The organism is Pseudomonas sp. AC016, from assembly GCF_979253365.1.
This window is the reverse complement of sequence record NZ_CEEDCC010000001.1, coordinates 1,350,818-1,375,204: the sequence shown is the minus strand read 5'-3', so window position 1 is coordinate 1,375,204 and position 24,387 is coordinate 1,350,818. Positions and strand designations below refer to the sequence as shown.

Genomic DNA, 24,387 nt, shown 5'->3' with positions numbered 1-24,387 from the left:
AGTTGCGCATCAGCAGATGAGCCCAAGAAGCCGAGAACCACGACAGTTTCAGGTGTAAGCGAGCAGTCGTCCGCAGGTCACGACGCCGATCCAGAGTGCGATTGAAAGCACGGCATGAAATCTGGCGACACAGGGTGCGGCCAGCCGTGTGTTCCAGTGCGTTACCGAGCGGTAGACGCCCACATGAAAGAGCATGGCGTTGGTGCCGGCCGCTGCGATCAGGCACAGTTTGAGAATGAACACACCGTTGTTGACGAACTCATCGGGGTGGGCGGCAAACATCATCAGCCTGGCCGGCACGATCAGCAGCAGTGCCGCCAGCGCCCAGACCAGCAGATGACGTGCCAGCGCGGTAATCGGGATGTCCTTCGACCACCCCAGCACGCGCAGGTCGAACAGGATCACCGAGCCGACCAGCACGGCAAAGCCGATGATGTGCACCACCTCGATTATCGGGTAAAGCCAGACCTCGCCACGCATGGCCTGACCGAGGGGTGACGCTTCCAGCCAGACCAGCCATGAGCCGTCGTTGACGACCGCCATCATCGAAGCTCGACAGTCTTGCCGTTTATGGTGATGCGCTCGGCTCTCACCTCTTCAGACCGGGTGCGATTCTGATAACCGACGACGGTCGCCTGCGTATCGTTTGCCAGCATTTGCGGAGTCAGCCCGCGGTTTTCCATGCGCGAGGGCGGTGCCAGCACCACGGTCCAGGTCTTGTCGGTGGTTTTGAGATGAATGAAGCCATGAGGGTTGGCGTATCCGCTTTGCGAGATGGTGCCGCTCAGCTCAAGTGGCTTATCGGTGTCGTACTCGCTCCAGCCGTGGTGGGCGAAGGCGGCGGTCGCAACCATCAAAAGGGACACGCCGAGGCTCTTGTGCATGAGGTTCATGGCACGGTTTCTCCTGCAAGGACGACGGGATGACATCAAGTCGATGCAGACAAGTGAATCAGCTGAAACGAAAAGGGCGACGCGTGCACCGGTTTCTCCGGCGGATGGAAATCCGAAACTTCCACGGTAGCCAGTTACCGTGGAAAGTCGTGATCGGTTGGAAGAGACTCAGGCCGTCGCGCCGACCTTCGCTGCCGACTGACGGCTGATGCGCAAGGCAACCAGACTGCCGACGATAGTCAGCGCCGCCAGGGAATAGAGGGCCATGGTGGTCGAGCCGGTCTGGTCCTTGATCCAGCCCACCAGATAGGGGCTGAGGAAGCCCGCCATCTGCCCGATCGAGTTGATCAGGGCCAGTCCGCCCGCCGCAACGCTGGCGCTGAGCAGGGCGGTAGGCAGCGGCCAGAACATGGGCAGGCTGGTCAACGCGCCCATGGTGGCGATGGTCAGGCCGAGGATCGCCACGAGTGGCACGCTGGCAAAGTTGGCCGCGATGATGAGCCCCGTTGCGCCCATCAGCATCGGCACCACCATGTGCCAGCGGCGCTCGTTGCGCAGGTCGGCGGAGCGGCCGACCAGCAGCATGAACACGCCCGCCATCAGGTAGGGCACCGCGCTGATCCAGCCGATCACCAGCGCATCGCTGAAACCCAGGTTCTTGATGATCGATGGCAGCCAGAAGTTGATCGCGTAGACGCCGCTCTGAATGCAGAAGTAGATGAAGCCCAGAATCCAGATGAAGGGCATGGTCAGCACCGACGCCACCGAGCTCTTGCCGTGTACCGGGCGATTGAGTTCGTCCTGAGTGATATCGGTCTTGACCCGTTGCCGTTGCTCGGGCGTCAGCCAGTGTGCGTCTTCGACCTTGTCGCAGAGCAGGAAGAACGCCAGCACGCCCAGCGCAACGGTCGGCAGGCCTTGAATCAGGAACATCCACTGCCAGCCCGCCATGCCGCCCTGACCTGCGGCGAAGTGGTTGAGGATCCAGCCGGAGAACGGTCCGCCCAGTAATCCGGACACCGGAATCGCCGACATGAACAAGGCCATGATCCGGCCGCGTCGCCGGTTCGGGTACCAACTGGAAAGGTAGAGGACGATGCCGGGGAAGAAACCTGCTTCGGCCATGCCGGTCAGGAACCGCAGCACGTAGAACTCGACTGGCGTGGTGACGAACAGCAGGCAGGTGGAGAACGTGCCCCAGGTGATCATCATCAAGCCTATCCAGCGCCGTGGGCCGAAGCGGTTGAGCGCCAGATTGCTGGGCAGCCCGCACAGTACGTAGCCGATGAAGAAGATACCGGCACCCAGGCCGTAGACCGTTTCGCTGAAACTCAGGGCGTCGAGCATCTGCAGCTTGGCGAAGCCGACGTTCACGCGGTCCAGGTAGTTGAACAGGTAGCAGATGAAGATAAACGGGATAAGGCGCAGGGTGATGCGACGATAGACATGATTGCCGTCAGCGTCGCCAACCTCGCGAACCGGAGAGTTGGACATGGCGTCAGTTCCTCAGAGCTTGTTATTTTTATACAGCTTGCCGGGGGCTTTCCGATCATAGGGAGCCTGCAGATAAAACGCTTTGGGGCTTTGCACGGCTGAGGTGGACGGGTGTTGTGTGGTTGCACAAAAGAATGGGCAATGCATGGTTTTTTGATTGCGCCAGTCTGCAGCATGTGTGACGCGGAGCGTCACGGGAGGCATGCCCACGCGGAGCGATGGGCACGATCAACTACCCAATGCATGATCGTTGCTCGCGCTCGCGTTGGAATGCCGCTCAGGACGCTCTTCGTCCGGGATGCGTGTCTATGCGGAGAGCGGGTCATCAATTCGACGTACCGCTTACTCAACGGCCTCGTAAGGTAACCCCACATAATTCTCGGCAATGGTCCTGCGTCCGGCTTCGGAGCCGACGTAGTAGTCCAGTTCGGTCTGCTGGATGCGCTGACTGAAGGCGTCGGTGTCGGGAAAGTTGTGCAGGATCGAGGTCATCCACCAGGAAAAGCGCTCGGCTTTCCAGATACGGCGCAAACAGATCTGCGAGTACTTTTCCAACAGGTCGGTGCGGCCTTCCTGATAGACCTTGAGCAGGATGCGGTACAGCGTACTCACGTCGCTGGCCGCCAGGTTCAGGCCCTTGGCGCCGGTGGGCGGGACGATGTGCGCAGCGTCGCCGAGCAGGAACAGGCGGCCATACTGCATCGGCTCAACCACAAAGCTGCGCAGCGGAGCGATGCTTTTCTCGATGGACGGACCCGTCACCAGACGCTCCGCCAGATGGGCAGGCAGGCGCGATTTGAGTTCGCCCCAAAAACGCTCGTCCGACCAGTCCTCGACACGCTCATCTGCGCTGACCTGAACGTAATAACGCGTCCGAATCGCCGAACGCATGCTGCAAAGCGCAAAGCCGCGCGGATGGTTGGCGTAGACCAGTTCGTCGTTGACCGGCGGGGTGTCGGCCAGCACGCCGAGCCAGCCGAACGGGTAGACGCGCTCGAAGACTTTCAGTGCCTCGGCCGGGATCGCCTGCCGGGAAACGCCATGAAAGCCGTCGCACCCGGCAATGTAGTCACAGTCCAGGCGCACGGTTTCGCCATTTTTGAGGAACGTCAGGTAAGGTCGGTCGGTCTTGAGGTCATGGGGCTGGACGTCTTCGGCGTCATAGACCGTCATGGCACCGCACGCGGAGCGGGCCTGCATCAGATCGCGGGTCACTTCGGTCTGGCCGTAGACCATCACGGTTCGGCCATTGGCGAGCCCTTTCAGGTCGATGCGTTCGCAGCGCCCGTCGAAGGCGAGCTCGAAACCGTCGTGAATCAGGCCTTCAGCGTCCATGCGCTCGCTGACACCGGCTTCGCGCAGCAGATCGACCATGCCCTGCTCAAGCACGCCGGCACGAATGCGGGAAAGGATGTAGTCGGGGTTCTTGCGTTCAACGATGACGTTGTCGATACCGGCACGTTGTAGCAACTGGCCCAGCAGCAGTCCGGACGGGCCTGAGCCGATGATGGCGACTTGGGTTTTCATGGAGATGACCTTTCTGTGATCCCTGCCAGCCATGGCTTGCGGGATGTGTTTGTTTTTGTCTCCTGCATTTTTAATGGATGCCAGCGGGATATGAAGGCAATATCCAGCACATTACCTGGACTTTTCGAGGGTCTGGCGAGGATTGAATGATGCCCAGAACAGCGCCTGTTTCCGTTCCCGTTTTCAAGCTTTACGGCGAAACCACAGCGTGGCCGACGCCAGATCTGATCCACTGCGAATCGATTCCCGAGCGCAGCAAAATGCATGAATGGGAGATCAAGCCCCATCGCCATGGTGATCTGGTTCAGTTGCTGTACGTCCAGTCCGGCCGCGCGGTGCTGAAGGTCGAAGACGTGGTGCATCAGGTCGATACGCCGTCGCTGCAAGTGGTGCCCGCGCTCAGCGTGCATACCTTCAAGTTTGCCGAGGACATTCAGGGGCATATTCTCAGCCTGGCGCGGCCGTTGGTTGAGCAACTGGAAGCGGCGCTGGATATTTCGGCCATCGGCACGGCGCGTTGTCATGTTCTGGGCGACGACAGCGTCTACGTGGACACGCTGTTCAGCGCGATTGCCCGCGAGTATCGCCAGCGCAAGCCGGGGCGCGACCTGATGCTGCAGTCGTTGATCAACGTGCTGATGGTCTGGCTCAGCCGACGGGGCAGCGAGCAGCGGGGTGATGACAGTCAGGTGCTGGATCGCGGTCGCGAGCATTTGCAGGTGTTCATGCATCAACTGGAAGCGAGCTTCCGTGAACATTGGTCCATCGAGCAGCACGCGCAGCGCATTGGGCTCAGCGCGGCGCATTTGAATGCACTGTGTCGGCGATTGTGCAGCCAGTCGGCGTTGCAGATCATCAACCAGCGTCTGCTGCTGGAAGCCAAGCGCAATCTGGTCTACACGACCATGACGGTAAATCAGGTATCCGACAGCCTGGGGTTTTCCGAACCGGCCTATTTTTCCCGATTCTTCAAGCGTGCCACCGGGCAGTCACCCAGCCAGTTCCGCCAGCAGAAATGAAAACGGGGCGCTTCAGAGCGCCCCGTTGTCTGTCCGCGTTATCGGGCGGTCAGGTCACTACCTGGTAGCACGGCACATAGGCTGCGCCACCCGGCAGCTTCATGCGGTGCTGCTCGACGAAAGCCTTAAGCAATTTGTCCAGCGGCTGCATGATTGATGGATCGCCGTGGATCTGGTACGGGCCGTGTTCTTCGATCAGGCGAATGCCCTTGTCCTTGACGTTGCCCGCCACGATGCCGGAGAAGGCCCGACGCAGGTTGGCCGCCAGCTCATGAGACGGGATGTCATGGTTGAGCTGCAATCTGGCCATGTTTTCGTGGGTCGGATCGAACGGGTGCTGGAAGCTCTCTTCGATCTTCAGCAGCCAGTTGAAGTGGAACGCGTCGTTGCGCTCGCGACGGAACTGACGCACCTCTTTCAGGCCCTTGGCCATATGACGCGCGACTTCTGCCGGATTGTCGATGATGATCTGGTAGTGACGCTGCGCCTCTTCGCCCAGTGTGGCGCCGACGAATGCGTGCAGTTGTTGCAGGTACGGTTCGGTGTTCTTCGGACCGGTCAGGACCACCGGGAACGGCACGTCCTTGTTGTCCGGGTGCATCAGGATGCCCAGCAGGTACAGGAATTCTTCGGCCGTGCCTGCGCCGCCAGGGAAGATGATGATGCCGTGACCCACGCGCACGAAGGCTTCCAGACGCTTTTCGATGTCCGGCAGGATCACCAGCTCGTTGACGATCGGGTTCGGCGCTTCGGCGGCGATGATGCCCGGCTCGGTCAGACCCAGGTAGCGGCCACCGACGATCCGTTGCTTGGCGTGTGCGATGGTCGCGCCTTTCATCGGGCCCTTCATGACGCCGGGGCCGCAGCCGGTGCAGATGTCCAGACTGCGCAGGCCCAGCTCGTGGCCGACCTTCTTGGTGTATTTGTATTCTTCGGTGTTGATCGAATGGCCGCCCCAGCACACCACCATTTTCGGTTCGACACCGGCGCGCAGGGTACGGGCGTTGCGCAGCAGGTGGAACACGTAATCGGTGATGCCTTGAGAGTTGCTCAGGTCGATGCGCTGGCTGTCCAGTTCGCTTTCGGTGTAGACGATGTCGCGCAGGGCGCTGAACAGCATTTCACGGGTGCTGGCGATCATCTCGCCATCGACGAAGGCATCGGCCGGAGCGTTGAGCAGCTCCAGGCGCACGCCACGGTCCTGCTGATGAATGCGGACCTCAAAGTTCTCGTACGCCTCAAGGATGGTCTTGGCGTTATCGACATGGGCGCCAGTATTGAGGATGGCCAGGGCGCACTGGCGGAACAGGGTGTAGGTGCTGCCTGAGCCCGCAGCGCTGAGCTGCTGGACTTCACGTTGGGACAGGGTTTCAAGGCTGCCTTTTGGGCTTACCGTGGCGTTAATCACTTGTCTTGGGATCATTCTATTTTCCATTAGAGCGATGCAGTCGAGGCGGCAGGGCCTGCGCATCAGGATGGTGAGCATCGAAGACGTTCACGCCTGACGGTATTTTCTACAGCACTTGGGCGCGAATGCAAACGCCGGGCCTCACGCTGCTGCGAGTTCAAAGGGGTGAGCGTCGTCTGAAGGACTGAAAGTCATATAAAGCAGGCACTTGATCGACACGCCATGCGGCTGAATTTTGACGCACAAGCAGGCCAATAGTGAACCTGACCCATTTAACAGGGTCTGTTAGCTGATGGACTCTCTGGACAGCCTGTGGAAGTGGCTGCCGATATAAAGGATTGCAGGCATTTTTCAACGCGCCTGATAGGCAGACCGCCCGTTCAGACAGGAGTTGCAATTGATTTGCCGCTCGCCAGATCCATCGTTAGCCGGCCCGTACGTCGGGGCTTTATTTTCATTCCAGACAAAGATAATCATTGCCATGTCTCGTCATCTTTCAGCACTGCTTTCTCGTGCCCCTGGCCTGTTCACTGCTTCGCGTCATCTCCTCGGCACCGGTCTGCTGGGCGCCGTGCTTTGCGTTCTTACACCCATTACCGCTCAGGCGGCGGACAGCGAGCGCTGGGTGAGTGACAGCCTGACCACCTACGTGCGTAGCGGCCCGACTGACGGGCATCGCATTGTCGGCACGCTCAAGTCCGGGCAGAAAGTGGAACTGCTCAGCACCTCGGGCAATTTCAGCCAGGTGCGAGGCGAGGGGGGCAGCACCGTGTGGATCCCCAGCAGTGATCTGCAGGACGTCCCTGGCCAGGCTGAGCGCGTGCCGCAGCTGACCCAGCAGGTTGCAGAACTCACCGAACAATTGAACGGCATCGACAACACCTGGAAAACCCGCGTGCAAGGCATGCAGGAAACTCTGGATGCGCGCAAGAAGCTGGTCGATGAACTGGAAGCGCGTACCAAGACGCTCAACGATCAACTGGCTGACTCACAGGCCGAGCTGCGTTCCACTCAGGCCCGCCTGGGTGATGAGAACAAGCAGGTGATGATGCGTTACATGGTCTACGGTGGCAGCATTGCTGGCGCTGGACTGCTGGTTGGTCTGATCCTGCCGGCACTGACCCGGGGCCGCAAGAAGAACGACGGCTGGGTGTAAGGCTCTATCCGCATGCCGCAGCCCTCGAGTATCGGGGCGCTGCGGTGCAGGGCAATCCTGCTATGTGACTCGCGTCTCCGTAATAGCCTTTACGCTCCTGCTTTTTTGATCCGCCTCGCAAAAAATCCTGCCTGTCCTCGATGCAATCAGTCGCGAAGTCGATGTTCGCTCTATAGTTTCTGCCTGAGTGGTCGAAAAACTGGCTGTTGCCCTGAACTGAATCACGCGATAGAGCGATCAGGGCTATATGTGGCATGTTGCCATTAGTTAACATGCGCATCGATGCTGGACCTGGAAAAGTCGTTCAGGCCTTGGGTCTTATATTTTCACCCTCTCCTGTGTAGGAATCCGGATGCTGGCGTACAACCAAAAAAGCTTTCTTATCGTTGATGACTTCTCCGACTTTCGCAGTTCGGTGCGGTCGATGCTGCGTGAGCTGGGCGTCAAGGAAGTGGACACCGCCGACTCCGGCGAGCAGGCCCTGCGCATGTGCTCGCAAAAGCGTTATGACTTTGTGCTGCATGATTTCAATCTGGGCGATGGCCGCAAAAACGGTCAGCAGGTGCTCGAAGACCTGATGGTCGAGCGACTGCTGAGCTACGAAAGCGTTTTCATCATGGTCACCGCCGAGAACAGTCAGGCCATGGTCATGAGCGCCCTGGAGTGGGAGCCCGATGGCTACCTGACCAAACCGTTCAACCGCGCAGGCCTGGCCCAGCGCCTGGAAAAGCTGGTGCAGCGCAAGAACCTGCTCAAGCCGATTCTGCAGGCGCTGGACCGTCGCAAGCCCGCCGAAGTGCTGGTCGCGTGCAACAAACTGATCGAGCAGGATCCGCGCTATGCGCCGTTGTGCCTGCGTTACAAGGCCGATGCGCTGCGTGATCTGAAACAGAACGAGCCGCTGGAAGCGTTTCTCAGGACTATCCTGGCCGACCGTGCCACGCCCTGGGCGTATGCCGCGCTGGGCAGTCTGCTGCTCAAGCGTGGCAAGGTTACCGAGGCGGAGGCCGTTTATGAACAGGCGATCAAGGCCTTTCCGACCATGCCTGCGTTATACGATGGTCTCGCCGAGGTGCTGGTGACCCGCGGCGATGCCAAGCGTGCGCAAAGCGCCTTGGAGAACGCCGTGCGCCTGTCGCCGCTGGCGGTACGTCGCCAGAAGATGCTGGGCAAGCTGGCGATGGGCAACGAAGACTTTGAAAGCGCTTCCAAGGCCTTTCGTCAGGCCGTTTCTCAAGGTGCACATTCACGTTTCAAGGACCCGGAAACCAACCTGGGTCTGGCTCATGCCCTGATCAGCAAGGGCGGCGACCAGGGACTGGATGCGCGCACGCGTGTCGAGATCAACAACGCGCTGGGCGATGTGGCCAAGGAACACACCAACGACGAAGGTCTTCAAGTGCGCACGCGCCTGATGAAAGCCGCCAGTCTGCAGCACTCGGACCCGGAAACCGCCGCCAAGCTCACCGAGCAGGCGATGGCCAGGCTTGAAGGCATGGAGCAGTTCCTCAGTGCCGACGCAGCCCTGCTGGTGGCGTCACAGCTCAAGCAATTGGGTCAGGAAGAGGCGGGCGCGGGTGTGCTGAAAAACTGCGCGGAAGTCTATGGTGATGACCCGGCCGTGATGAAGAGCGTGGCCAGCATGACCGACGATCCAGCCATTCTGGGTGCGAACAAGGCCGCCATCGATTTCAACCTGCAGGGCGTGCGCAGCTACAAGGCGGGCAACCTGCCGGAGGCGCAGGAGCATTTCCGTCGTGCTCTGGCCTTGCAGCCGAAGAACATCAGTATCGCGCTGAACATGGCGCAGTCGCTGCTGCATCCGGGGCAGAACCTCGGGCAGGCGGGACTCGAGGAATGCCGCGCCAGCCTGAAAATGGTCGGCATGATCCCGGACAGCGATTCACGTTATGAGCGTTATCAGAAACTCAGGGAAAGGGCGTTTGGCGCATGAGCGAAGAGCAGCAACAGGGACTCGATTTTTCCATGGTGATTGCTTCCACCGTGCACGACATGAAGAACTCGCTGGCGACGCTCACCCAGGCGCACAGCGAGTGGCTGGCGAAGCTCTCCGTCCAGCAACGCGACACCCCGGAGCATGGGGTGATCGAGTACGAGTTTGCCAACCTCAACGGCATGCTGGTGCAATTGCTGGGCCTGTACAAACTCGGGGTCAACCAGCTGCCTTTGCGTCCCGATTATCACGAGCTGGACGATTTCATCGAAGCCCAGCTGGCGCATCATCAGGAGGTGCTGGCCAGTCGCGGTATCGCCGCTCATTTCGAGATCGACGTACAGAACCCGCTTGGCTTCTTTGATCGTGAACTGGTCGGATCGGTGCTTGGGAACATCCTGGTCAACGCGATTCGCTTCGCGCGTGAGCGAATCCTGATCAGCATCGGTGAAGAGGAGGGGCAACTGAAAATCACCATCAACGACGATGGTCCTGGCTATCCGGCGTATATGATCGAGCATCAGACCGAATATGTTCTGGGCATCAACCAGAGCAGCGGCAGCACCGGTCTTGGTCTTTACTTCGCCTCGCATATCGCCCGACTGCATATACGAAACGATGTACAGGGGCGGATAGAGATTACTAACGGTGGCCGGATGGGCGGAGGCAATTTCAGTATTTACATGCCTTAGGCCATCACGGGCGGGTAGACGACAACTCTGTCTGGAGATGCTCAACGCACTCCAGGCAGAGTCCTCGATCAGAACGTAGAGAAATTTTTCAGTGTATGCAAAGCGTCGTAAGTCTCTTTAGTACTTGCCCAGGCTTGCTTGGCGTAAATAAGCTCTCCGCCGGTGTACTCCGCGCCGGTATAATGTTTGGGGATGAAGAAATGGCTTGGAAATATTGATAAGTTAAAATACTGATATTTATTCACGCTTTCGGTCAAAAATCTCGGGCCCACAGTTTCCCAAGCTTTAGCATGAACAACTGAAGGGAGGTTTTTAAGGTCTTGAATCATCTGACCGTAGAACCAGTTTCCGGGGGTGGACGCCACGTAGCCTGCTGCAATCAGGTGAGGTCGGACAATTTCATTTTCCCAGCACGCGAAGGATTCACACTCCAGCATCCAGTCATCCAATGGACGCACGCAAATACTGTCAGCGTCCACAACGAACCCGCCTTCGTTATAAAGAATTTCCCAGCGCATCAAGTCAGCAACGCCGTTCAGTTCCTTGCCAAACATTTCGCTCATGTGTGGATAATTAATCCACTCGCGGTTGGCTAATTCATCGTTGCCCCAGACGCGAACCGTCCAGGTAGGATTCAAGTCTTTCCAAGTTTGTATGCAATTATCGGGGCGCTTGGATTCGTCTCCAACCCAAATGATGTGTAACGTTTTAGGTATGGTGCTCATAGGCTATTCTCGAGCTTCACTTGATGGAGGCGATCATAAGGAGAGAGATATTGTTGTAAAACCACATGCCTTTGATATCCCAGTCCGTGTATTTTTTTATAGTGTTTTGAAAGGTGTAGGGTGTGTACCAGCAGTTATGATCAGGGTGAACGACTTCGACAAATGTTTCCGACCCAGTGTTGTAGTCGAAATGTCTGCTGAAACACTGGTAAGCATCCGGAACTGTAATAATAAAACTGGTCGCTTTTAGGTTGGAGAGTTTAGATAAAAAATCAGCGACGTTGTCGACGTGCTCAAGAACTTCAGGGACCAGAACAATATCGTAACTCTGGTCGATGTCCTCCCATTTGTCATACAGCTCTCCTTTCAGGTACGGTTTCATCTGCTCAAACGCGCCTGAATTGATGTCGAATCCATCGAGTCTGGCGCAGTGCGCGTCCAGTTGGATGTGAAGGTTTTCCTTCAGGTCCGTTATCGGGAAATCGACACAGCCTACATGCAGCACTCGTTTGCCTGCGCAGAGCTGGGTCATCACGTCCGTACGCGATATGCCTTTAATTTCAGAACCAACGCCAACTTTTTGTACAAAAAATGGCTGATGTCGTTGTTCAAGCAGTGAGTCCATGATCAATCACCTTGTGAAAATTTTTGTTTTGGCTCTTCAGAAACGTATGCCGTGTGCGTCTCTGATCCGTTGTAGAGAGGCCATAAGCGTTTCTGCCGATGCCACAGGGTATTCAAGTGGAGCGTAGCCATGCTTCTGTTGAAAATAGAGTATTGCGTCACGTATGTTTTTTTTATGTTCTGGTTTGGATGAGATGGTGGACTGTTCAAGCGTCCACGGCTTGTCTCCCAAGAAAAGATGCGAGTCCTCAATGTCAGCAAAAAACCAGAAGTCGGGATGCATGTTGCTCTTTATTATCGAAAGGGTGTGGTCTACGTGTTCAAATGCATTGTGAAAATTCTCATCCATGAAATGAACGGTTTCAATGGAAAGGCGTGAATAGTAGGAGAACGCGCCCACACAGTGTCGGTAGAGGGGGAGGGTGATGGAATTGCCATACTCTATCTTGCAGACGGGCTTGGGCTGCGATGGCAGATCCTTGTTGAGATTGCCATGCTGGCTGAAGTTGAAATGCTGAATACCGGTCAGTTGTGACATCAGGATATAGCGTTCAAAGACAGATTCGTCTTTTATGAAGATGTCATCTTCGATCAGAAATAGGTGGTCGCATGCGGAATCCATTAAATAAGCCAGTGCTTTGTTTTTTGATTTTCCGACGCCCAGATTGGATTCATTATGAATTAACGAACACTGATCATATTCGGAAGAGTCGTCATACCAGTGTCCGTCGTTAACGATAACAATGCAGTCGATAAGGTGTGCGGGAAGCGAGTCAACGAGCTTCCTCAGAAGGTCTGGTCTATTGTAAGTGACGATCCCGCAACCGATTTTTTGACCGTTAATCATGCCGTGTCTCACTGCAGGGGCTTCGAAAAGCGAATAGGCTTACGATGCCGGATGGCGATCTATCGTGTCGGTGTCATTTTTCTATCGTTCACGACACTGTCTTGAGCAAAAGCAAAAACGATGCCAGTGCGCAGAGCAATGATTTATGTATCGCGCAATCCCCACCAACCGGCGTTGGTCACTCGGGCGAGATTGCCTGTCGACGTGAAGCTGGGTGACTATGGCCTCTTTCTTGCTTGGCAGAGACAGAGACAAAATTCAGGCACTGAGGGGCAGAACAATGTTGTTGGCACAAAAATACTGTCAAGGTCACGGTATAGAGCTGGGCGCCGCAGCTCACAATTCGTTTGGATTGACTAATTGTTTAAATGTCGCGCCATGCGACGGTGTCTCGTTTTTGCACCCGCAAGACATGGATGATTATCAGCAGTATGTGACTGAGCAGGTTCGGGTGTCCGGAAAGGTTGCGAAGGTTGATGTAATAGGTGATTTTCAAAGTATTCGTATGGACGATGCTTCCGTTGATTATCTGATCAGCTCGCACGTCATCGAACATGTTCCCAATCTTTTTTCTGCTTATATAGAGGCGTCCAGAGTTATTAAAGATGGCGGTGTGTGTTTTTTGATCTTTCCAAAAAGGATCGCAGCAGCGACCGATCGGGTACGCTGTCTGACCACGCTGGATAAGATGATCGATGACCATGAACGAAATGTGGATATGACAACGGTCGAATCAGGTGCTTGGAGGGGGCACTATCAGGTTTTTTCATTGCAGAGCATGATTCGTGCAATCAATTATATGAACTCCAATGGATTGGGCTGCTGGTACATTGAGTGCGTGGAGGAAACGGATACGAAGGTGGGTAACGGACACACACTGGTGCTGAGGAAGTTTGAGCGTTTGGGGGATGGGCTGTGGTCGGATTTGACTGTGTTCAACGATAATTTCAATCGTTTTTTAATGCAGGGTCAGCTTGATAATGCATTGAGTTTAATTAAGGTTCAATTGTCGTTCGATTTTTTTGATGCAAACAAGTTGTATTTGGCCAGCGTTCTTTGTCGTGAGCTGGGTTCAGAGTCAGAAGGGATTGAGTTTCTCCGCCAGTCCCTGGTTGTTGATCCTGAAAATGAGAAGTTCCGATCAGAGTTTCTTGCTCTGACCGGCGTCCATTACGCCAATCCGGTACTTTGAAGCTTAAATTTCCCTTGAAAGCCATAAAGCCCGATGCGTATTTTGTGCGCGTTACCGCGCTGCGGTTCGAGCGAAGACTAAGGAATCAAAGATGATCAGCAATGAATCCCGTCAATTCCAGCAGCAACTGACGGGCATTGATGAAGTGGAATGCGTGACGCCGGACCTCAATGGCGTACCGCGTGGCAAGGTCATGACCGCCGAAGGGTTTCAGGAAGGGCGACGGCTGCAGATGGCGCGTGGTGTGCTGTTGCAATGCATCATGGGCGGTTATCCACCGGCGCGTTTCTACGGCAGTGATGACGGTGACGTGGCGCTGGTCCCCGACCCTGCGCAGCTGCATCGTCTGCCATGGAGCGATCAGCCACGTGCAATTGCCATTTGCGAAGCCGATGAATTGACCGGTACGAGCTGCGCGCTTTCAACGCGTGGTCAGCTCAAGTCGGTACTCGCCCGCTATGCCGAATACGGCCTGACTCCGGTAGTGGCCACTGAGCTTGAGTTCTTTGTGTTTGCTCCCAATCCGGATCCGCTTCAGTCGTTCGTGCCGCCTGTAGGGCTGGACGGTCGACGCGAGCTGGGGCACTCGGCCTTCAGCATCAGTTCCAACAACGGGCTGCGGCCGTTCTTCACAGAGGTGTACGCCTGCATGGCGGCGCTGGGCCTGCCACGTGATACGTTCATGCACGAGATGGGCGTCAGTCAGTTCGAGATCAACCTGTTGCACGGTGATCCATTGCTGCTGGCTGACCAGACCTTTCTGTTCAAACACCTGCTCAAGGAAGTGGCGCTCAAACATGGCGTGATTGCGGTCTGCATGGCCAAACCGTTGGCAAATACGCCCGGCAGTTCGATGCACCTGCACCAGAGCGTGGTGGATGCGGTGTCCGGTCGCAATGTATTCAGCGCCGAGGGCGGCCAGTCTACGCCGACGTTCCGACACTTCATCGGTGGGCTGCAGACCTGTATGGCAGACTTCACGGCGTTGTTCGCGCCGAACGTGAACTCTTACCAGCGTCTATTCCATCCGTTCGCTTCACCCAACAACGCCTGCTGGTCCTATGACAACCGCGCCGCCGGTCTGCGAATTCCCGCCAGTGCACCGTCGGCCAGGCGCGTCGAAAATCGTCTGCCGGGCGCCGATGCCAATCCTTATCTGGTCATCGCTGCCAGCCTCGCGGCGGGTCTGTACGGGATCGAGCGGGGCATCGAGCCGACACCTGCCGTGCAGGGCGAGATCCAGGTGCCGGAAGAATTGACGTTGCCGTGTACCTTGCAGGCCGCTCTTGAGCGTCTGAAATGCAGTCATCCTGCCAAGGAACTGTTTGGTCATGAATTCATCGAAGGCTACATTGCGTCGAAGACCCTGGAACTGACCAGCTTTCTCGATGAAATTACCCCCTGGGAACGGCGCGTACTGGCTGCCCAGATTTAAAGAACGTTGTTTCGGGCTCGCCTGTTCAGGCGACTCCGTATTTTGGAATGTCGATGCGCCAAATCTGGAAGTCCTTTCGAGCGCTGTATTTTGCCTCGTTGATGATGTTGATCGGCTCGGGTCTGCTGAGCACCTATCTGGCCCTGCGCCTGGCTGCCGATCAGGTGGACAGTCTGTGGGTCGGCGCCTTGATGGCGGCCAATTATTTTGGCTTGGTGCTGGGCGGCAAGATCGGTCACCGGCTCATTGGCCGGGTCGGCCATATTCGGGCTTATGCAACCTGTGCAGGGATCGTCGGTGCGGCAGTGCTGGGGCATGGACTGATCACCTGGCTGCCTGCCTGGCTGATTCTGCGGGTGATCGTTGGCCTTGGGATGATGTGTCAATACATGGTCATCGAAAGCTGGCTGAATGAGCAGGCCGCTGCCAAACAGCGGGGTATGGTGTTCAGCGGTTACATGATCGCGTCCTACCTGGGGCTGGTGCTGGGGCAACTGGTGCTGGTGGTCCATCCGCAGTTGGGGCCTGAATTGCTGATGCTGGTGGCCCTGTGCTTTGCGCTGTGTCTGGTGCCGGTCGCGATGACCCGCGCCATCCACCCGGCGCCGCTGCATCCCGCGCCGCTCGAACCGCTGTTTTTCATGAAGCGGGTGCCGCAGTCGCTGACAGCGGTGCTGGGCGCAGGCCTGATCATAGGCTCCTTCTACGGTCTGGCGCCGGTCTACGCGGCGGAGCAGGGGCTGACGACCGAGCAGGTGGGTCTGTTCATGGGCTGCTGCATTCTGGCGGGGTTTCTGGTGCAGTGGCCGCTGGGCCTGCTGTCCGACCGTTATGATCGTTCGGTACTGATGCGGGTGTTCGCCGCAGCGCTGTTCGTGGCGTCGCTGCCCCTTGCCGTTTTCCCCAGCGTGCCCGTGGAAGTGCTGTTCGGTGTGGGCTTTCTGGCCTCGCTGATGCAGTTCTGTCTGTACCCACTGGCCGTGGCGTTCGCCAACGACCATGTGGAGGCCGAGCGGCGCGTATCGCTGACTGCCATGCTGCTGATGACCTACGGGATCGGCGCAAGCATCGGCCCGCTGGCGGCGGGTGTGATCATGAAAATGTTCGGCGGGCACATGCTGTATGTGTTCGTCTGCGGCGCTGGCGCCATACTGATGCTGCTGATTCGTCCCAAGGCCGTTACGCACCTGCACCAGGTCGAGAATGCGCCGCTGCACCACGTGGCCATGCCGGACAGCATGTCCAGTTCGCCTCTTGTCGTGGCACTTGACCCGCGTGTGGACGAACAGGTGGTGCAGGAACAGATGCAAACCACTGTCGAGCCTGAGCCTGAGTCGGAACCGGTGGCCGAGCACGTTTCAGCGCCAGAAGGGCAGGTTGCCGAGACCGGGCAGGCAGTAGATGGCGAGCGGGAACGCGAAGAGGAAACCTGGAAGGCCTGATCGGTTTTTGAGACTGGGAAGGTTTGCAGGGGATCAGGAGGGTGTTGCGTGATTGCGGTAGAGGTTACCGCAATCACTTCAGACGCACGTTCTGTCAGAAGTCGTCGTCTTTGTCGAAGCGCCGGGCTTCACGTTGCAGCTGGTATACGAAGCGTTCAACCTGACGTTGCACCAGCCCGCTCATGTTGTGGAAGCGCACGCCGGCAAAGGTGGTGTGAACCCTTTCCTCGAAATGCAGGTAGCGCAGCTCCACCGGGGCAGTCATTGCGCCGAAAGGCAGTCTGGCGATGAAACGCTCGTATACCTGACCCAGTTGCATGCGCTCGGAAAGGTCGCCTTCGAAACGCAGCTTGCAGCCGGTTGCCGAAATGTCCAGCAGCTTGCCCTTGAGGGGAGACTTGAGTTTATCGCCGCCGATTTCGATATCGACCAGTTGCGCAAGCTTGAGCGCGGCCCGGAAGGCGTTGCGACGCTGGTGATAGATGACTTCCTCTGGCAGCGGCCCGCGATACAATCGCTGGCCGTCATTGTCCACGATGTCCATCTGTTCCGAGCTTTCCCAGGCGATACGCACGCCGTCGTGAAAGCCTTCTACCCGGAAGGACTCGCCATTGGTGAGGAATCGTTCGCCATCGCGAGGGATCATTTCGTCGAGCGCCAGGACGTTGGTCTCTCGGTCGACTTCGATAACGTAGCTCTGAAAGCGCTGGGCGCGCTCGTGGAAAGTAATGATCAGCGGATCATGACTTTCGAGGAGTAACCGCAGGTTAGCGGCGATTTCCAAAGGTGTATTCAAAACCTTCGGGGGCTGCGGAGCATCATCCGCGCTTGAGCCATTCACGTTCTTACATCTCCAGGCAAAATACTACGGCAACGCAACAGCGGGCATTCTGCCACTACGCACGAAACCTTTATACAGGAAGTTACGCCTGACTGAGGGGGCGTGGTCTTGCTCTTCCGGCAGTCGAACCGCGACTGTCATACAGGGTCGGCGTATCCCCTCCATTCAAAATGCGAAGCTGGTGGGCAGTGCTCACCTGTTGCATTTGAATAAGGCTGCCATTTCGCTCGTTGAGCGTCTGGCATTCAGCGATCAGCGCGTTCAGCTCGTCGGCGGCTGCAAGCAATTGCTCGCCGATGTCCGAATGGCTGGCCAGTTGCTCAAGCCCCTGCCTGTTAGAGGGTAACCCGAGTCCTGTCAGCACTTGACTGCGACGGCGACCATGTTGCTCGAGCAGAATAACCAGCGCCTGTTTCTGCGCCAGTACATGTTCCATCTCGCCCATGTCGCGACCCTGAAGGATCAGTGACTCCGCCTGCAGCAGCTCATGCAGCTGTCTGGTCGGAACCATGTCGTCGGTGATCATCTGAAGCAAAGTAGTGTCTTGCATCGCATGCTCTGGTTTTTAAGCGTCCAGAATATCCAGCGCGAGCCTTGGGCTTAGCGTTGGGTTTCGAAATTGAGCAGCTTGCTGGCAACGCGGTTGCTGTCCACTGTGTAAGTACCGTCAGCGATGGCCTGCTTGAGTTCAGCAACGCGTGCGCTGTTGACGGTCGGCAGATCGGCGAGCTTGTCAGTGATTTTCTGCAACTGTTGAGCCTCGTTGCTCAGTGAAACGGTTTCCCCTGTACTTTTTACGCCTGCAGTGCTGCTGGCAGGTGTGGCTGCTTCGGTCTTGCCTGCTTCTTTTACTGCGTTGGCGCGGGGTGTGGACTGCGCACCGTTGATACGGTTATTAAAGTCTATGACCATGATAAAAAACCTCTGGGTGTTTGGACGCTTGCCCTGTTTTCGGCCATCCCCGATAAAACTTTAGGCTCGTCGTGATAAAGCTTCTCAAATAGAGGCTTTCACCGTCGGAAAGTTACCGCAGTCTAGAAAAAACGCGTCTCCTATACCAGCGTCAATGTGTTCACATGGCCACTTCCACCTGTCCGGGACCGGTCACATTCGCCTTGATGACCCGGCTTGAGTTGAGGTTTTTCACCCGTATCTGTTCGTTGAAACTGCCGTCGGACATGGCCTCGCCCGGCATGCGGACCGCCAGCGAGCCGCTGCGGGCGATGATCACCACCTGATCACCCTTGTGAATCATGCGCGGTTGCTCCAGCGCCACGGGCGTCACCACCTGATCGATGACCATTGGTCGGACAACCTTCTGCCCGACCGCCTGATCCAGCGAAGACAGAAAACCCAGGCCCACGCTGCTGACGTCGCGCTCGCGCATTGCCACATCATCTTCGGTGACGATGGCGTCACGTTTGAGAGGGCGCATCACGGTCACGACGTTACGAAACAGCTGCACCTGGGCGGGTACGAACACCGTCCAGGGCGATGAGCCTTCGCAGCGAACCCGCACGGTGACCCGGCCGACAGGGCGAGGGCTTTCCAATGTGGCTGTCAAATCCTTGTCACAGGCATTCATGCGCATACGCGGGTCGAGCTGCTTGACCTGGATGTCATGACGACCCTCAATCTGGTTGGTTGCCAAATAGTCTTCTACTGTGAACTCAAGAAACCCTTGGGTAACGCCGATAAGCTGTTCAGGCAGTGTGAAATTCTCCGCGCGACACAGGTTTGTCACGCTGAAAAGGCACAGCATGCCGATTGCGCACAGAAGCCTGCGGGTTTCTAATGCCAGGTGTCGAGAAATTGTCGTCTTTGGGTTCATGACGTATAAAAAGCAAAGCCCGTGCCGCTTATCAGTCTGGTGTGTGGATAACGGTTGCTTTGGTAAGAGGGGGTCGGCATGGCAGGTGTAATGGATTCGGTAAACCAGCGTACGCAGCTGGTGGGTCAGAATCGCCTGGAGTTGCTCTTGTTCCGTCTCGACGGCAAGCAGCTCTATGGCATCAACGTGTTCAAGGTTAAAGAAGTACTGCAATGCCCGAAACTTACCATCATGCCCAAATCGAGTCCGATCGTGCGGGGCGTGGCGAGCATTCGCGGCGGCACTATTCCGATCATGGACCTGGCGATGGCAACCGGTTCGACAGGCATGATCTCGCTGGTCAACTCCTTCGTGATCATTACGGAATACAACACCAAGGTTCAGGGTTTTCTGGTGCACTCGGTCGAGCGCATCGTCAACATGAACTGGGAAGAGATTCATCCACCACCCAAGGGCACCGGCCGCGACCATTACCTGACCGCCGTCACACGGGTCGATAATCAGCTGGTCGAGATTATCGACGTCGAGAAAATTCTCGCCGAGGTAGCGCCGATCTCTGAAGAGGTGTCGGTGGGCGTCATCAATGAAGAGGTTCACCACAAAGCCATCTCGTTGCGGGTGCTGACCGTCGATGACTCCTCGGTGGCGCGCAAGCAGGTCAGTCGTTGTCTGGAAACGGTCGGCGTGGAGGTGGTTGCGCTGAACGACGGTCGTCAGGCGCTGGATTACCTGCGCAAGATGGTCGAAGAGGGCAAGAAACCTCACGAAGAGTTTCTGATGATGATCTCCGACATTGAAATGCCGGAGATGGACGGCTATACCCTAACCGCGGCGATCCGCAACGATCCACGCATGCAGAAAATGCACATCACCCTGCATACCTCGCTTTCCGGGGTGTTCAACCAGGCGATGGTCAAGAAAGTCGGTGCCGACGATTTCCTCGCGAAATTCCGGCCGGACGATCTGGCAGCCAGGGTCGTGGCGCGCATCAACGCGGCAGAATAAATAACGGAATAAACAGTCGGGGGCGTCGTCCTCGGTGATTCACCTGATTTGAGAGGCTGCACCTTGTCTACGGGTAATTTGGATTTTGATCAGTTCCGGGTATTTCTGGAAAAAGCCTGTGGCATCCTGCTTGGGGAAAACAAGCAGTACTTGGTGTCCAGCCGTCTCAACAAACTGATGGAGCAGCAAAGCATCAAATCGCTTGGCGAATTGGTCCAGCGCATTCAGACCCAGCCGCGCAGTGGCTTGCGCGAGCAGGTGGTCGACGCGATGACGACCAATGAAACCTTGTGGTTTCGCGATACCTACCCCTTCGAAGTCTTGAAGAACAAGGTGCTTCCCGAGCAGATCAAGGCCAGTCCCGGCCAGCGACTGCGCATCTGGTCGGCGGCCTGTTCGTCGGGGCAGGAACCGTATTCACTGTCGATGTCCATCGATGAATTCGAGCGCGCCAACCCTGGCCAGCTCAAGTCTGGCGCTCAAATCGTTGCCACCGACCTGTCGGGTGCGATGCTCAACAACTGCAAGACCGGCGAGTACGACAGCCTGGCCATCGGCCGCGGCTTGTCGCCGGATCGCCTGCAGCGCTTTTTCGACGTCAAGAGCCCGGGTCGCTGGGTCGTCAAGACGCCGATCAAGAGTCGCGTGGAGTTCCGCTCCTTCAACCTGCTCGACAGCTACGCCGCGCTGGGCAAGTTCGACATCGTGTTCTGCCGCAACGTGCTGATCTACTTCTCCGCCGAAGTGAAGAAAGACATCCTGCTGCGCATCCACGGCACGCTCAAGCCGGGTGGCTACCTGTTTCTGGGTGCTTCCGAAGCGCTCAACGGTCTGCCTGATCATTACCAGATGGTTCAGTGCAGCCCCGGGATCATCTACAAAGCCAAGTGATTGGCAGTATCTGTAGCCAATAAAAAAGAGACCTTCGGGTCTCTTTTTTTTGCGCTTGAGGTGAGTACCGGCTGACGCTGATCAGCATCAGGGAGCGACGACGTCGTGAACGGATATCGAGTCGTCACGAATCAGAAGTCTATCCATAAGACTTGACCGCTGCCGTTCATGCCGAATGAGCTGACCAAGACAATTGCTCCTTTTTATTGAATCAATCCTGCGCTCGCCCGAGGCTATGACCGTGCGAAGAGTGTTTCCAGTCTCCAGAGCCCCGACTTCGATCCGGCACCTGCTGCGCAAGGTCGTGGCGAAATACTGGCAAAAAAACGGCACCCACCTTGCCGCTTTACCTCTTTACAGCGGAAATGCCTTGCCGCTTTTCTGGCATTGCCGCTTTGCCACGGCCTGCAGGCCCCGTAATCATTGCGTTTTGAGAAGTGGCACGCCGATTGCTTTGTCACTGACAACAGAATCAGGTCAACCGGCAAAGGTTTCCCGACATGAGCATCAGTTTCGATAAAGCGCTAGGCATTCACGAAAAGGCCCTCAACTTCCGGGCTCAGCGTGCAGAGGTGTTGGCCAACAACATTTCCAACGCTGACACCCCGAACTTCAAGGCGCGCGATCTCGACTTTTCGTCGGTGCTGGCTGCCGAGAACGACAAGGTCCAGAACGGCCATTTCGTGCTGAACAAGACCAACAGTCGCCACATCGAAGCCGAGGGTATGGGCAATCAGGACGGCACGCTGATGTATCGCACGCCGTCGCAGCCATCGCTTGACCAGAACACCGTCGATTCCCAGGTCGAGCAGGCCAGCTACACCGAGAACGCCATGGGCTTTCAGGCCAGCTTCACCTTGCTCAACAGCAAATTCAAGGGGCTGGTTGCAGCCCTTCGCGGAGAGTAATTCATGTCACTAGCCAATGTGTTCAACATTGCCGGTAGCGCCATGAGTGCCCAGACCACGCGTCTGAACACCACGGCCAGTAACATCGCCAACGCCGAGACCGTTTCCTCGAGCGCTGACGCCACCTACCGCGCCCGTCATCCGGTGTTCGCCACCGTGATGCAGGGTCAGCAGTCCACGGGTGGCTCGCTGTTCCAGGACCAGGGCGAAGCCGGGCAGGGCGTGCAGGTCAACGGCATCATCGAAGACAGCTCCAACCTCGAAGCGCGCTACGAGCCCAATCATCCTTCGGCTGACAAGAACGGGTATGTCTACTATCCCAACGTCAATGTCGTGGAAGAAATGGCCGACATGATTTCCGCCAGTCGTTCGTTCCAGACCAACGCAGAAATCATGAACACCGCAAAATCCATGATGCAGAAGGTTCTGACCCTCGGTCAGTGATAGAAGGCGAAAGATATGGCCGTTGAAAATAATGTATCGACGAGTTTTGTAAACTCGCTTCAGAACCCGACGCCGACGAAGACTGATTCGACGGGCACGCTGGGCAAGGATTCCTTCCTGCAGTTGCTGGTCACGCAGATGAAGAACCAGAACCCTCTGGATCCTCAGGACAACACAGAATTCGTGGCTCAGCTGGCTCAGTTCAGCAGCGTGGAAAGCCTGCAGAACCTGACCTCTACCGTCGACTCGATTGCCGGCAGCTACCAGTCGTCCCAGGCGCTCCAGGCGTCGTCGCTGGTAGGCCGCTCGGTAATCATCAATGCCGGTTCCACCGCGGTTGACACCACCAAGGGCATGGTCGGCTCCATCGCAGTGCCAGCTACCAGCTCTGTGACGAGCGTCAAGATTTACGACGCCCAGTCGAACCTGGTCAATACCGTGGACCTCGGCACGCTGCCAGCCGGTTCGACCAGCTTTGCCTGGGATGGCAAGGCCAGCGACGGCACCGTGGCACCTGCCGGTACTTACAGCTTCACGGCTGCAGGTTCGGTTGACGGCAAGAACACCCAGTTCACGACTTACCTGCCTGCGATCGTCAACAGCGTCACGCTGGGCGTCAATGGTGCGGAAACAAAGCTCAACCTGGCCAGCGGCAGTGTTGCCTTGTCCAAAGTTCAAACGATCGGAATATAGAGCCGACTAGACGGCGCAGGAGTGGAATATGTCTTTCAATATCGGTCTTAGTGGGCTCTATGCTGCAAACAAGAGTCTCGACGTTACCGGCAACAACATTGCCAACGTAGCGACCACCGGCTTCAAATCGTCCCGTGCGGAATTCGCCGACCAGTATGCGCAATCGATTCGCGGTACGTCCGGCCAGACCAACGTGGGCAGCGGTGTTTCCACTGCAGCGGTTTCCCAGCAGTTCTCGCAGGGCAACCTGACCACGGGCACCGCCAACAGCCTTGACCTTGCCATCAACGGCAACGGTTTCTTCCAGCTCAGCAACAATGGCGAGAAGCTGTACACCCGTGCCGGTGCGTTCCACACCGACAAGGAAGGTTTTGTCGTCAACAGCGGCGGCATGAAACTGCAGGGTTACAACGTCGATGCCAATGGCAGCGTCGTCACCGGTGCATTGAGCGATCTGCGCGTTGATTCGTCGAACCTGGAGCCCAAGCCTACCAGTTCGATCACGAACGTCGCCAACCTGAACTCGGTGACACCATTGCCGAGTCTGTCGACCTTCGATGCCACAGATACTAAAAGCTACAACATGAAGTACAGCACGCCGACTTACGACTCTCAAGGTAATGCACACACCCTGGACCAGTACTTCGTCAAGACCGGCACCAACACGTGGTCCATGTACTCGCTGATGGATGGCCGCAGCATCGCCAACCCGGCCACCACCACTGCCGACAAGAACGACCTGACTTTCAACTCGGCGGGTAATCTGGTTGTGACGGCGCCTGGCGCTGTACCTACCGACAGCCCGAACATCACGTTCAACACTGACGGCACCTTCAACGTCAACAACTGGGTGCCAGGCGTGCAGACCGGTTCCGGTACCACGACGACCTGGGCTGCCAACGGTGCTGCGGGTGCGGCCACGATCAAACTGAACATGTCCGGCATCACCCAGACTGCTTCGGTGTCGGGTCTGCTCACTCAGGATCAGGATGGTTACGCGACTGGCCAGTTGAGCGCGATGAGCGTGGATGCAACCGGCAACCTGTTCGCTACCTACACCAACGGCAAGTCGCAAGTGATCGGTCAGACCTCGCTGACCAACTTCGCCAACGTGCAGGGTCTGGCGCAGGCGGGCGGCACCAACTGGCGTGAAACCTTCGCGTCGGGCGTTCCCGTCAGCGGTACTCCGCAGTCGGGCACTCTGGGCTACATCACCGGCCAGGCGCTGGAAGAGTCCAACGTTGACCTGACCATGGAGTTGGTCAACCTGATCAAGGCGCAGAGCAACTATCAGGCGAACGCCAAGACCATCTCGACGCAAAGCACCATCATGCAGACCACCATTCAGATGACTTGATGAAGTCGG

General features: G+C 57.1%; 25 protein-coding genes. 13 read left to right on the top strand and 12 right to left on the bottom strand.

What is annotated here, in order from left to right; all coding sequences use genetic code 11:
* Nucleotides 1–48 precede the first annotated feature (48 nt).
* The 4 genes from AC0IXS_RS05970 to pobA all read right to left on the bottom strand — a co-directional run bounded on the left by AC0IXS_RS05970 (nucleotide 49) and on the right by pobA (nucleotide 3,914).
* Entirely contained in the window at nucleotides 49–543 is a 495-nt protein-coding gene (locus tag AC0IXS_RS05970) for a DUF6644 family protein (RefSeq protein WP_471826192.1), read from the bottom strand.
* Complete coding sequence (locus tag AC0IXS_RS05965; protein WP_122668551.1) at nucleotides 543–893, bottom strand: DUF6152 family protein; 351 nt, start codon at nucleotides 891–893, stop codon at nucleotides 543–545. Before AC0IXS_RS05965 ends, AC0IXS_RS05970 begins: the two co-directional genes overlap by 1 nt.
* A gap of 168 nt (nucleotides 894–1,061) precedes the next feature.
* Entirely contained in the window at nucleotides 1,062–2,387 is a 1,326-nt protein-coding gene (locus AC0IXS_RS05960; protein ID WP_471824120.1) for an MFS transporter, read from the bottom strand.
* 342 nt (nucleotides 2,388–2,729) lie between these two features.
* On the bottom strand, nucleotides 2,730–3,914 hold the full coding sequence (gene pobA, locus AC0IXS_RS05955; RefSeq protein ID WP_122668565.1) for a 4-hydroxybenzoate 3-monooxygenase: 1,185 nt from the start codon (nucleotides 3,912–3,914) through the stop codon (nucleotides 2,730–2,732).
* Nucleotides 3,915–4,063: 149 nt separating this feature from the next.
* Here pobA and AC0IXS_RS05950 point away from each other — a divergent pair, with 149 nt between their 5' ends.
* Complete coding sequence (locus AC0IXS_RS05950) at nucleotides 4,064–4,933, top strand: helix-turn-helix domain-containing protein (RefSeq protein ID WP_057409403.1); 870 nt, start codon at nucleotides 4,064–4,066, stop codon at nucleotides 4,931–4,933.
* Between the two features lie 49 nt (nucleotides 4,934–4,982).
* Here the strand turns inward: AC0IXS_RS05950 and ppnN are convergent, their stop codons facing one another.
* Nucleotides 4,983–6,356 carry a nucleotide 5'-monophosphate nucleosidase PpnN gene (ppnN, locus tag AC0IXS_RS05945; protein WP_043306574.1) on the bottom strand — a complete coding sequence of 458 codons (1,374 nt, stop codon included), beginning with the start codon at nucleotides 6,354–6,356 and terminating at the stop codon, nucleotides 4,983–4,985.
* 466 nt (nucleotides 6,357–6,822) lie between these two features.
* Between ppnN and AC0IXS_RS05940 the strand changes: the two genes are divergently transcribed.
* From AC0IXS_RS05940 to AC0IXS_RS05930, 3 genes are all read left to right on the top strand, one after another.
* The gene (locus AC0IXS_RS05940) at nucleotides 6,823–7,497 is read left to right on the top strand and encodes a TIGR04211 family SH3 domain-containing protein (RefSeq protein WP_057409404.1); all 675 of its coding nucleotides are present in this window, start codon (nucleotides 6,823–6,825) and stop codon (nucleotides 7,495–7,497) included.
* Between the two features lie 352 nt (nucleotides 7,498–7,849).
* Nucleotides 7,850–9,451, top strand: a complete 1,602-nt coding sequence (locus tag AC0IXS_RS05935; RefSeq protein WP_004880679.1) for a tetratricopeptide repeat-containing response regulator — start codon at nucleotides 7,850–7,852, stop codon at nucleotides 9,449–9,451.
* A complete protein-coding gene (locus AC0IXS_RS05930; RefSeq protein WP_137202645.1) occupies nucleotides 9,448–10,143 on the top strand; it encodes a sensor histidine kinase in 696 nt (231 codons plus the stop codon). The genes AC0IXS_RS05935 and AC0IXS_RS05930 overlap by 4 nt, the downstream gene beginning before the upstream one ends.
* Nucleotides 10,144–10,211: 68 nt before the next feature.
* Here AC0IXS_RS05930 and AC0IXS_RS05925 read toward each other — a convergent pair whose 3' ends face one another.
* Genes AC0IXS_RS05925 through AC0IXS_RS05915 form a run of 3 tightly spaced genes read right to left on the bottom strand, consistent with a single transcriptional unit; the run spans nucleotide 10,212 to nucleotide 12,339 of the window.
* Nucleotides 10,212–10,868 (bottom strand): glycosyltransferase family 32 protein, encoded by a 657-nt coding sequence (locus tag AC0IXS_RS05925; RefSeq protein WP_137202644.1) that lies wholly within the window; start codon nucleotides 10,866–10,868, stop codon nucleotides 10,212–10,214.
* Nucleotides 10,869–10,884: 16 nt separating this feature from the next.
* Nucleotides 10,885–11,493: a class I SAM-dependent methyltransferase gene (locus AC0IXS_RS05920; RefSeq protein ID WP_137202643.1), complete on the bottom strand. Its 609-nt coding sequence runs from the start codon at nucleotides 11,491–11,493 to the stop codon at nucleotides 10,885–10,887.
* 36 nt (nucleotides 11,494–11,529) lie between these two features.
* The gene (locus AC0IXS_RS05915; RefSeq protein WP_137202642.1) at nucleotides 11,530–12,339 is read right to left on the bottom strand and encodes a glycosyltransferase family 2 protein; all 810 of its coding nucleotides are present in this window, start codon (nucleotides 12,337–12,339) and stop codon (nucleotides 11,530–11,532) included.
* A 280-nt stretch (nucleotides 12,340–12,619) separates the two neighbouring features.
* Here AC0IXS_RS05915 and AC0IXS_RS05910 point away from each other — a divergent pair, with 280 nt between their 5' ends.
* The 3 genes from AC0IXS_RS05910 to AC0IXS_RS05900 all read left to right on the top strand — a co-directional run bounded on the left by AC0IXS_RS05910 (nucleotide 12,620) and on the right by AC0IXS_RS05900 (nucleotide 16,408).
* Nucleotides 12,620–13,531 (top strand): methyltransferase domain-containing protein, encoded by a 912-nt coding sequence (locus AC0IXS_RS05910; protein ID WP_137202641.1) that lies wholly within the window; start codon nucleotides 12,620–12,622, stop codon nucleotides 13,529–13,531.
* Nucleotides 13,532–13,724: 193 nt separating this feature from the next.
* Nucleotides 13,725–14,966 (top strand): glutamine synthetase family protein, encoded by a 1,242-nt coding sequence (locus tag AC0IXS_RS05905; RefSeq protein WP_191954349.1) that lies wholly within the window; start codon nucleotides 13,725–13,727, stop codon nucleotides 14,964–14,966.
* A gap of 53 nt (nucleotides 14,967–15,019) precedes the next feature.
* A complete protein-coding gene (locus AC0IXS_RS05900) occupies nucleotides 15,020–16,408 on the top strand; it encodes an MFS transporter (protein WP_122690139.1) in 1,389 nt (462 codons plus the stop codon).
* Nucleotides 16,409–16,502: 94 nt separating this feature from the next.
* Here the strand turns inward: AC0IXS_RS05900 and AC0IXS_RS05895 are convergent, their stop codons facing one another.
* From AC0IXS_RS05895 to flgA, 4 genes are all read right to left on the bottom strand, one after another.
* Nucleotides 16,503–17,249: a flagellar brake protein gene (locus AC0IXS_RS05895; protein ID WP_025995185.1), complete on the bottom strand. Its 747-nt coding sequence runs from the start codon at nucleotides 17,247–17,249 to the stop codon at nucleotides 16,503–16,505.
* An 82-nt stretch (nucleotides 17,250–17,331) separates the two neighbouring features.
* Nucleotides 17,332–17,799, bottom strand: coding sequence for a flagella synthesis protein FlgN (locus AC0IXS_RS05890; RefSeq protein ID WP_004880702.1), 468 nt, complete (start codon nucleotides 17,797–17,799; stop codon nucleotides 17,332–17,334).
* 50 nt (nucleotides 17,800–17,849) lie between these two features.
* Complete coding sequence (gene flgM / locus AC0IXS_RS05885; RefSeq protein ID WP_025995187.1) at nucleotides 17,850–18,161, bottom strand: flagellar biosynthesis anti-sigma factor FlgM; 312 nt, start codon at nucleotides 18,159–18,161, stop codon at nucleotides 17,850–17,852.
* A 160-nt stretch (nucleotides 18,162–18,321) separates the two neighbouring features.
* Nucleotides 18,322–19,080, bottom strand: coding sequence for a flagellar basal body P-ring formation chaperone FlgA (flgA, locus tag AC0IXS_RS05880; RefSeq protein ID WP_025995188.1), 759 nt, complete (start codon nucleotides 19,078–19,080; stop codon nucleotides 18,322–18,324).
* A 78-nt stretch (nucleotides 19,081–19,158) separates the two neighbouring features.
* On the opposite strand from flgA, the gene AC0IXS_RS05875 reads away from it, so the two are divergent.
* From AC0IXS_RS05875 to flgE, 6 genes are all read left to right on the top strand, one after another.
* The gene (locus AC0IXS_RS05875) at nucleotides 19,159–20,085 is read left to right on the top strand and encodes a chemotaxis protein CheV (RefSeq protein ID WP_004880707.1); all 927 of its coding nucleotides are present in this window, start codon (nucleotides 19,159–19,161) and stop codon (nucleotides 20,083–20,085) included.
* A gap of 63 nt (nucleotides 20,086–20,148) precedes the next feature.
* Nucleotides 20,149–20,976 (top strand): protein-glutamate O-methyltransferase CheR, encoded by an 828-nt coding sequence (gene cheR, locus AC0IXS_RS05870; RefSeq protein ID WP_004880708.1) that lies wholly within the window; start codon nucleotides 20,149–20,151, stop codon nucleotides 20,974–20,976.
* Between the two features lie 500 nt (nucleotides 20,977–21,476).
* Entirely contained in the window at nucleotides 21,477–21,884 is a 408-nt protein-coding gene (flgB, locus tag AC0IXS_RS05865) for a flagellar basal body rod protein FlgB (protein WP_025995189.1), read from the top strand.
* Between the two features lie 3 nt (nucleotides 21,885–21,887).
* Nucleotides 21,888–22,328, top strand: coding sequence for a flagellar basal body rod protein FlgC (flgC, locus tag AC0IXS_RS05860; RefSeq protein ID WP_004880711.1), 441 nt, complete (start codon nucleotides 21,888–21,890; stop codon nucleotides 22,326–22,328).
* A gap of 15 nt (nucleotides 22,329–22,343) precedes the next feature.
* Nucleotides 22,344–23,021, top strand: a complete 678-nt coding sequence (locus AC0IXS_RS05855; protein ID WP_004880713.1) for a flagellar hook assembly protein FlgD — start codon at nucleotides 22,344–22,346, stop codon at nucleotides 23,019–23,021.
* Nucleotides 23,022–23,049: 28 nt separating this feature from the next.
* Complete coding sequence (gene flgE / locus AC0IXS_RS05850; RefSeq protein ID WP_122438315.1) at nucleotides 23,050–24,378, top strand: flagellar hook protein FlgE; 1,329 nt, start codon at nucleotides 23,050–23,052, stop codon at nucleotides 24,376–24,378.
* Nucleotides 24,379–24,387 lie beyond the last annotated feature (9 nt).

Excerpts from the sequence above, each read along its gene's own strand:
- AC0IXS_RS05970 (WP_471826192.1), bottom strand. The coding sequence starts at position 543 with ATGGCGGTCGTCAACGACGGCTCATGGCTGGTCTGGCTGGAAGCGTCA.
- AC0IXS_RS05965 (WP_122668551.1), bottom strand. The coding sequence starts at position 893 with ATGAACCTCATGCACAAGAGCCTCGGCGTGTCCCTTTTGATGGTTGCG.
- AC0IXS_RS05960 (WP_471824120.1), bottom strand. The coding sequence starts at position 2,387 with ATGTCCAACTCTCCGGTTCGCGAGGTTGGCGACGCTGACGGCAATCAT.
- pobA (WP_122668565.1), bottom strand. The coding sequence starts at position 3,914 with ATGAAAACCCAAGTCGCCATCATCGGCTCAGGCCCGTCCGGACTGCTG.
- AC0IXS_RS05950 (WP_057409403.1), top strand. The coding sequence starts at position 4,064 with ATGCCCAGAACAGCGCCTGTTTCCGTTCCCGTTTTCAAGCTTTACGGC.
- ppnN (WP_043306574.1), bottom strand. The coding sequence starts at position 6,356 with ATGATCCCAAGACAAGTGATTAACGCCACGGTAAGCCCAAAAGGCAGC.
- AC0IXS_RS05940 (WP_057409404.1), top strand. The coding sequence starts at position 6,823 with ATGTCTCGTCATCTTTCAGCACTGCTTTCTCGTGCCCCTGGCCTGTTC.
- AC0IXS_RS05935 (WP_004880679.1), top strand. The coding sequence starts at position 7,850 with ATGCTGGCGTACAACCAAAAAAGCTTTCTTATCGTTGATGACTTCTCC.
- AC0IXS_RS05930 (WP_137202645.1), top strand. The coding sequence starts at position 9,448 with ATGAGCGAAGAGCAGCAACAGGGACTCGATTTTTCCATGGTGATTGCT.
- AC0IXS_RS05925 (WP_137202644.1), bottom strand. The coding sequence starts at position 10,868 with ATGAGCACCATACCTAAAACGTTACACATCATTTGGGTTGGAGACGAA.
- AC0IXS_RS05920 (WP_137202643.1), bottom strand. The coding sequence starts at position 11,493 with ATGGACTCACTGCTTGAACAACGACATCAGCCATTTTTTGTACAAAAA.
- AC0IXS_RS05915 (WP_137202642.1), bottom strand. The coding sequence starts at position 12,339 with ATGATTAACGGTCAAAAAATCGGTTGCGGGATCGTCACTTACAATAGA.
- AC0IXS_RS05910 (WP_137202641.1), top strand. The coding sequence starts at position 12,620 with ATGTTGTTGGCACAAAAATACTGTCAAGGTCACGGTATAGAGCTGGGC.
- AC0IXS_RS05905 (WP_191954349.1), top strand. The coding sequence starts at position 13,725 with ATGACCGCCGAAGGGTTTCAGGAAGGGCGACGGCTGCAGATGGCGCGT.
- AC0IXS_RS05900 (WP_122690139.1), top strand. The coding sequence starts at position 15,020 with ATGCGCCAAATCTGGAAGTCCTTTCGAGCGCTGTATTTTGCCTCGTTG.
- AC0IXS_RS05890 (WP_004880702.1), bottom strand. The coding sequence starts at position 17,799 with ATGCAAGACACTACTTTGCTTCAGATGATCACCGACGACATGGTTCCG.
- flgM (WP_025995187.1), bottom strand. The coding sequence starts at position 18,161 with ATGGTCATAGACTTTAATAACCGTATCAACGGTGCGCAGTCCACACCC.
- flgA (WP_025995188.1), bottom strand. The coding sequence starts at position 19,080 with ATGAACCCAAAGACGACAATTTCTCGACACCTGGCATTAGAAACCCGC.
- AC0IXS_RS05875 (WP_004880707.1), top strand. The coding sequence starts at position 19,159 with ATGGCAGGTGTAATGGATTCGGTAAACCAGCGTACGCAGCTGGTGGGT.
- flgB (WP_025995189.1), top strand. The coding sequence starts at position 21,477 with ATGAGCATCAGTTTCGATAAAGCGCTAGGCATTCACGAAAAGGCCCTC.
- flgC (WP_004880711.1), top strand. The coding sequence starts at position 21,888 with ATGTCACTAGCCAATGTGTTCAACATTGCCGGTAGCGCCATGAGTGCC.
- AC0IXS_RS05855 (WP_004880713.1), top strand. The coding sequence starts at position 22,344 with ATGGCCGTTGAAAATAATGTATCGACGAGTTTTGTAAACTCGCTTCAG.
- flgE (WP_122438315.1), top strand. The coding sequence starts at position 23,050 with ATGTCTTTCAATATCGGTCTTAGTGGGCTCTATGCTGCAAACAAGAGT.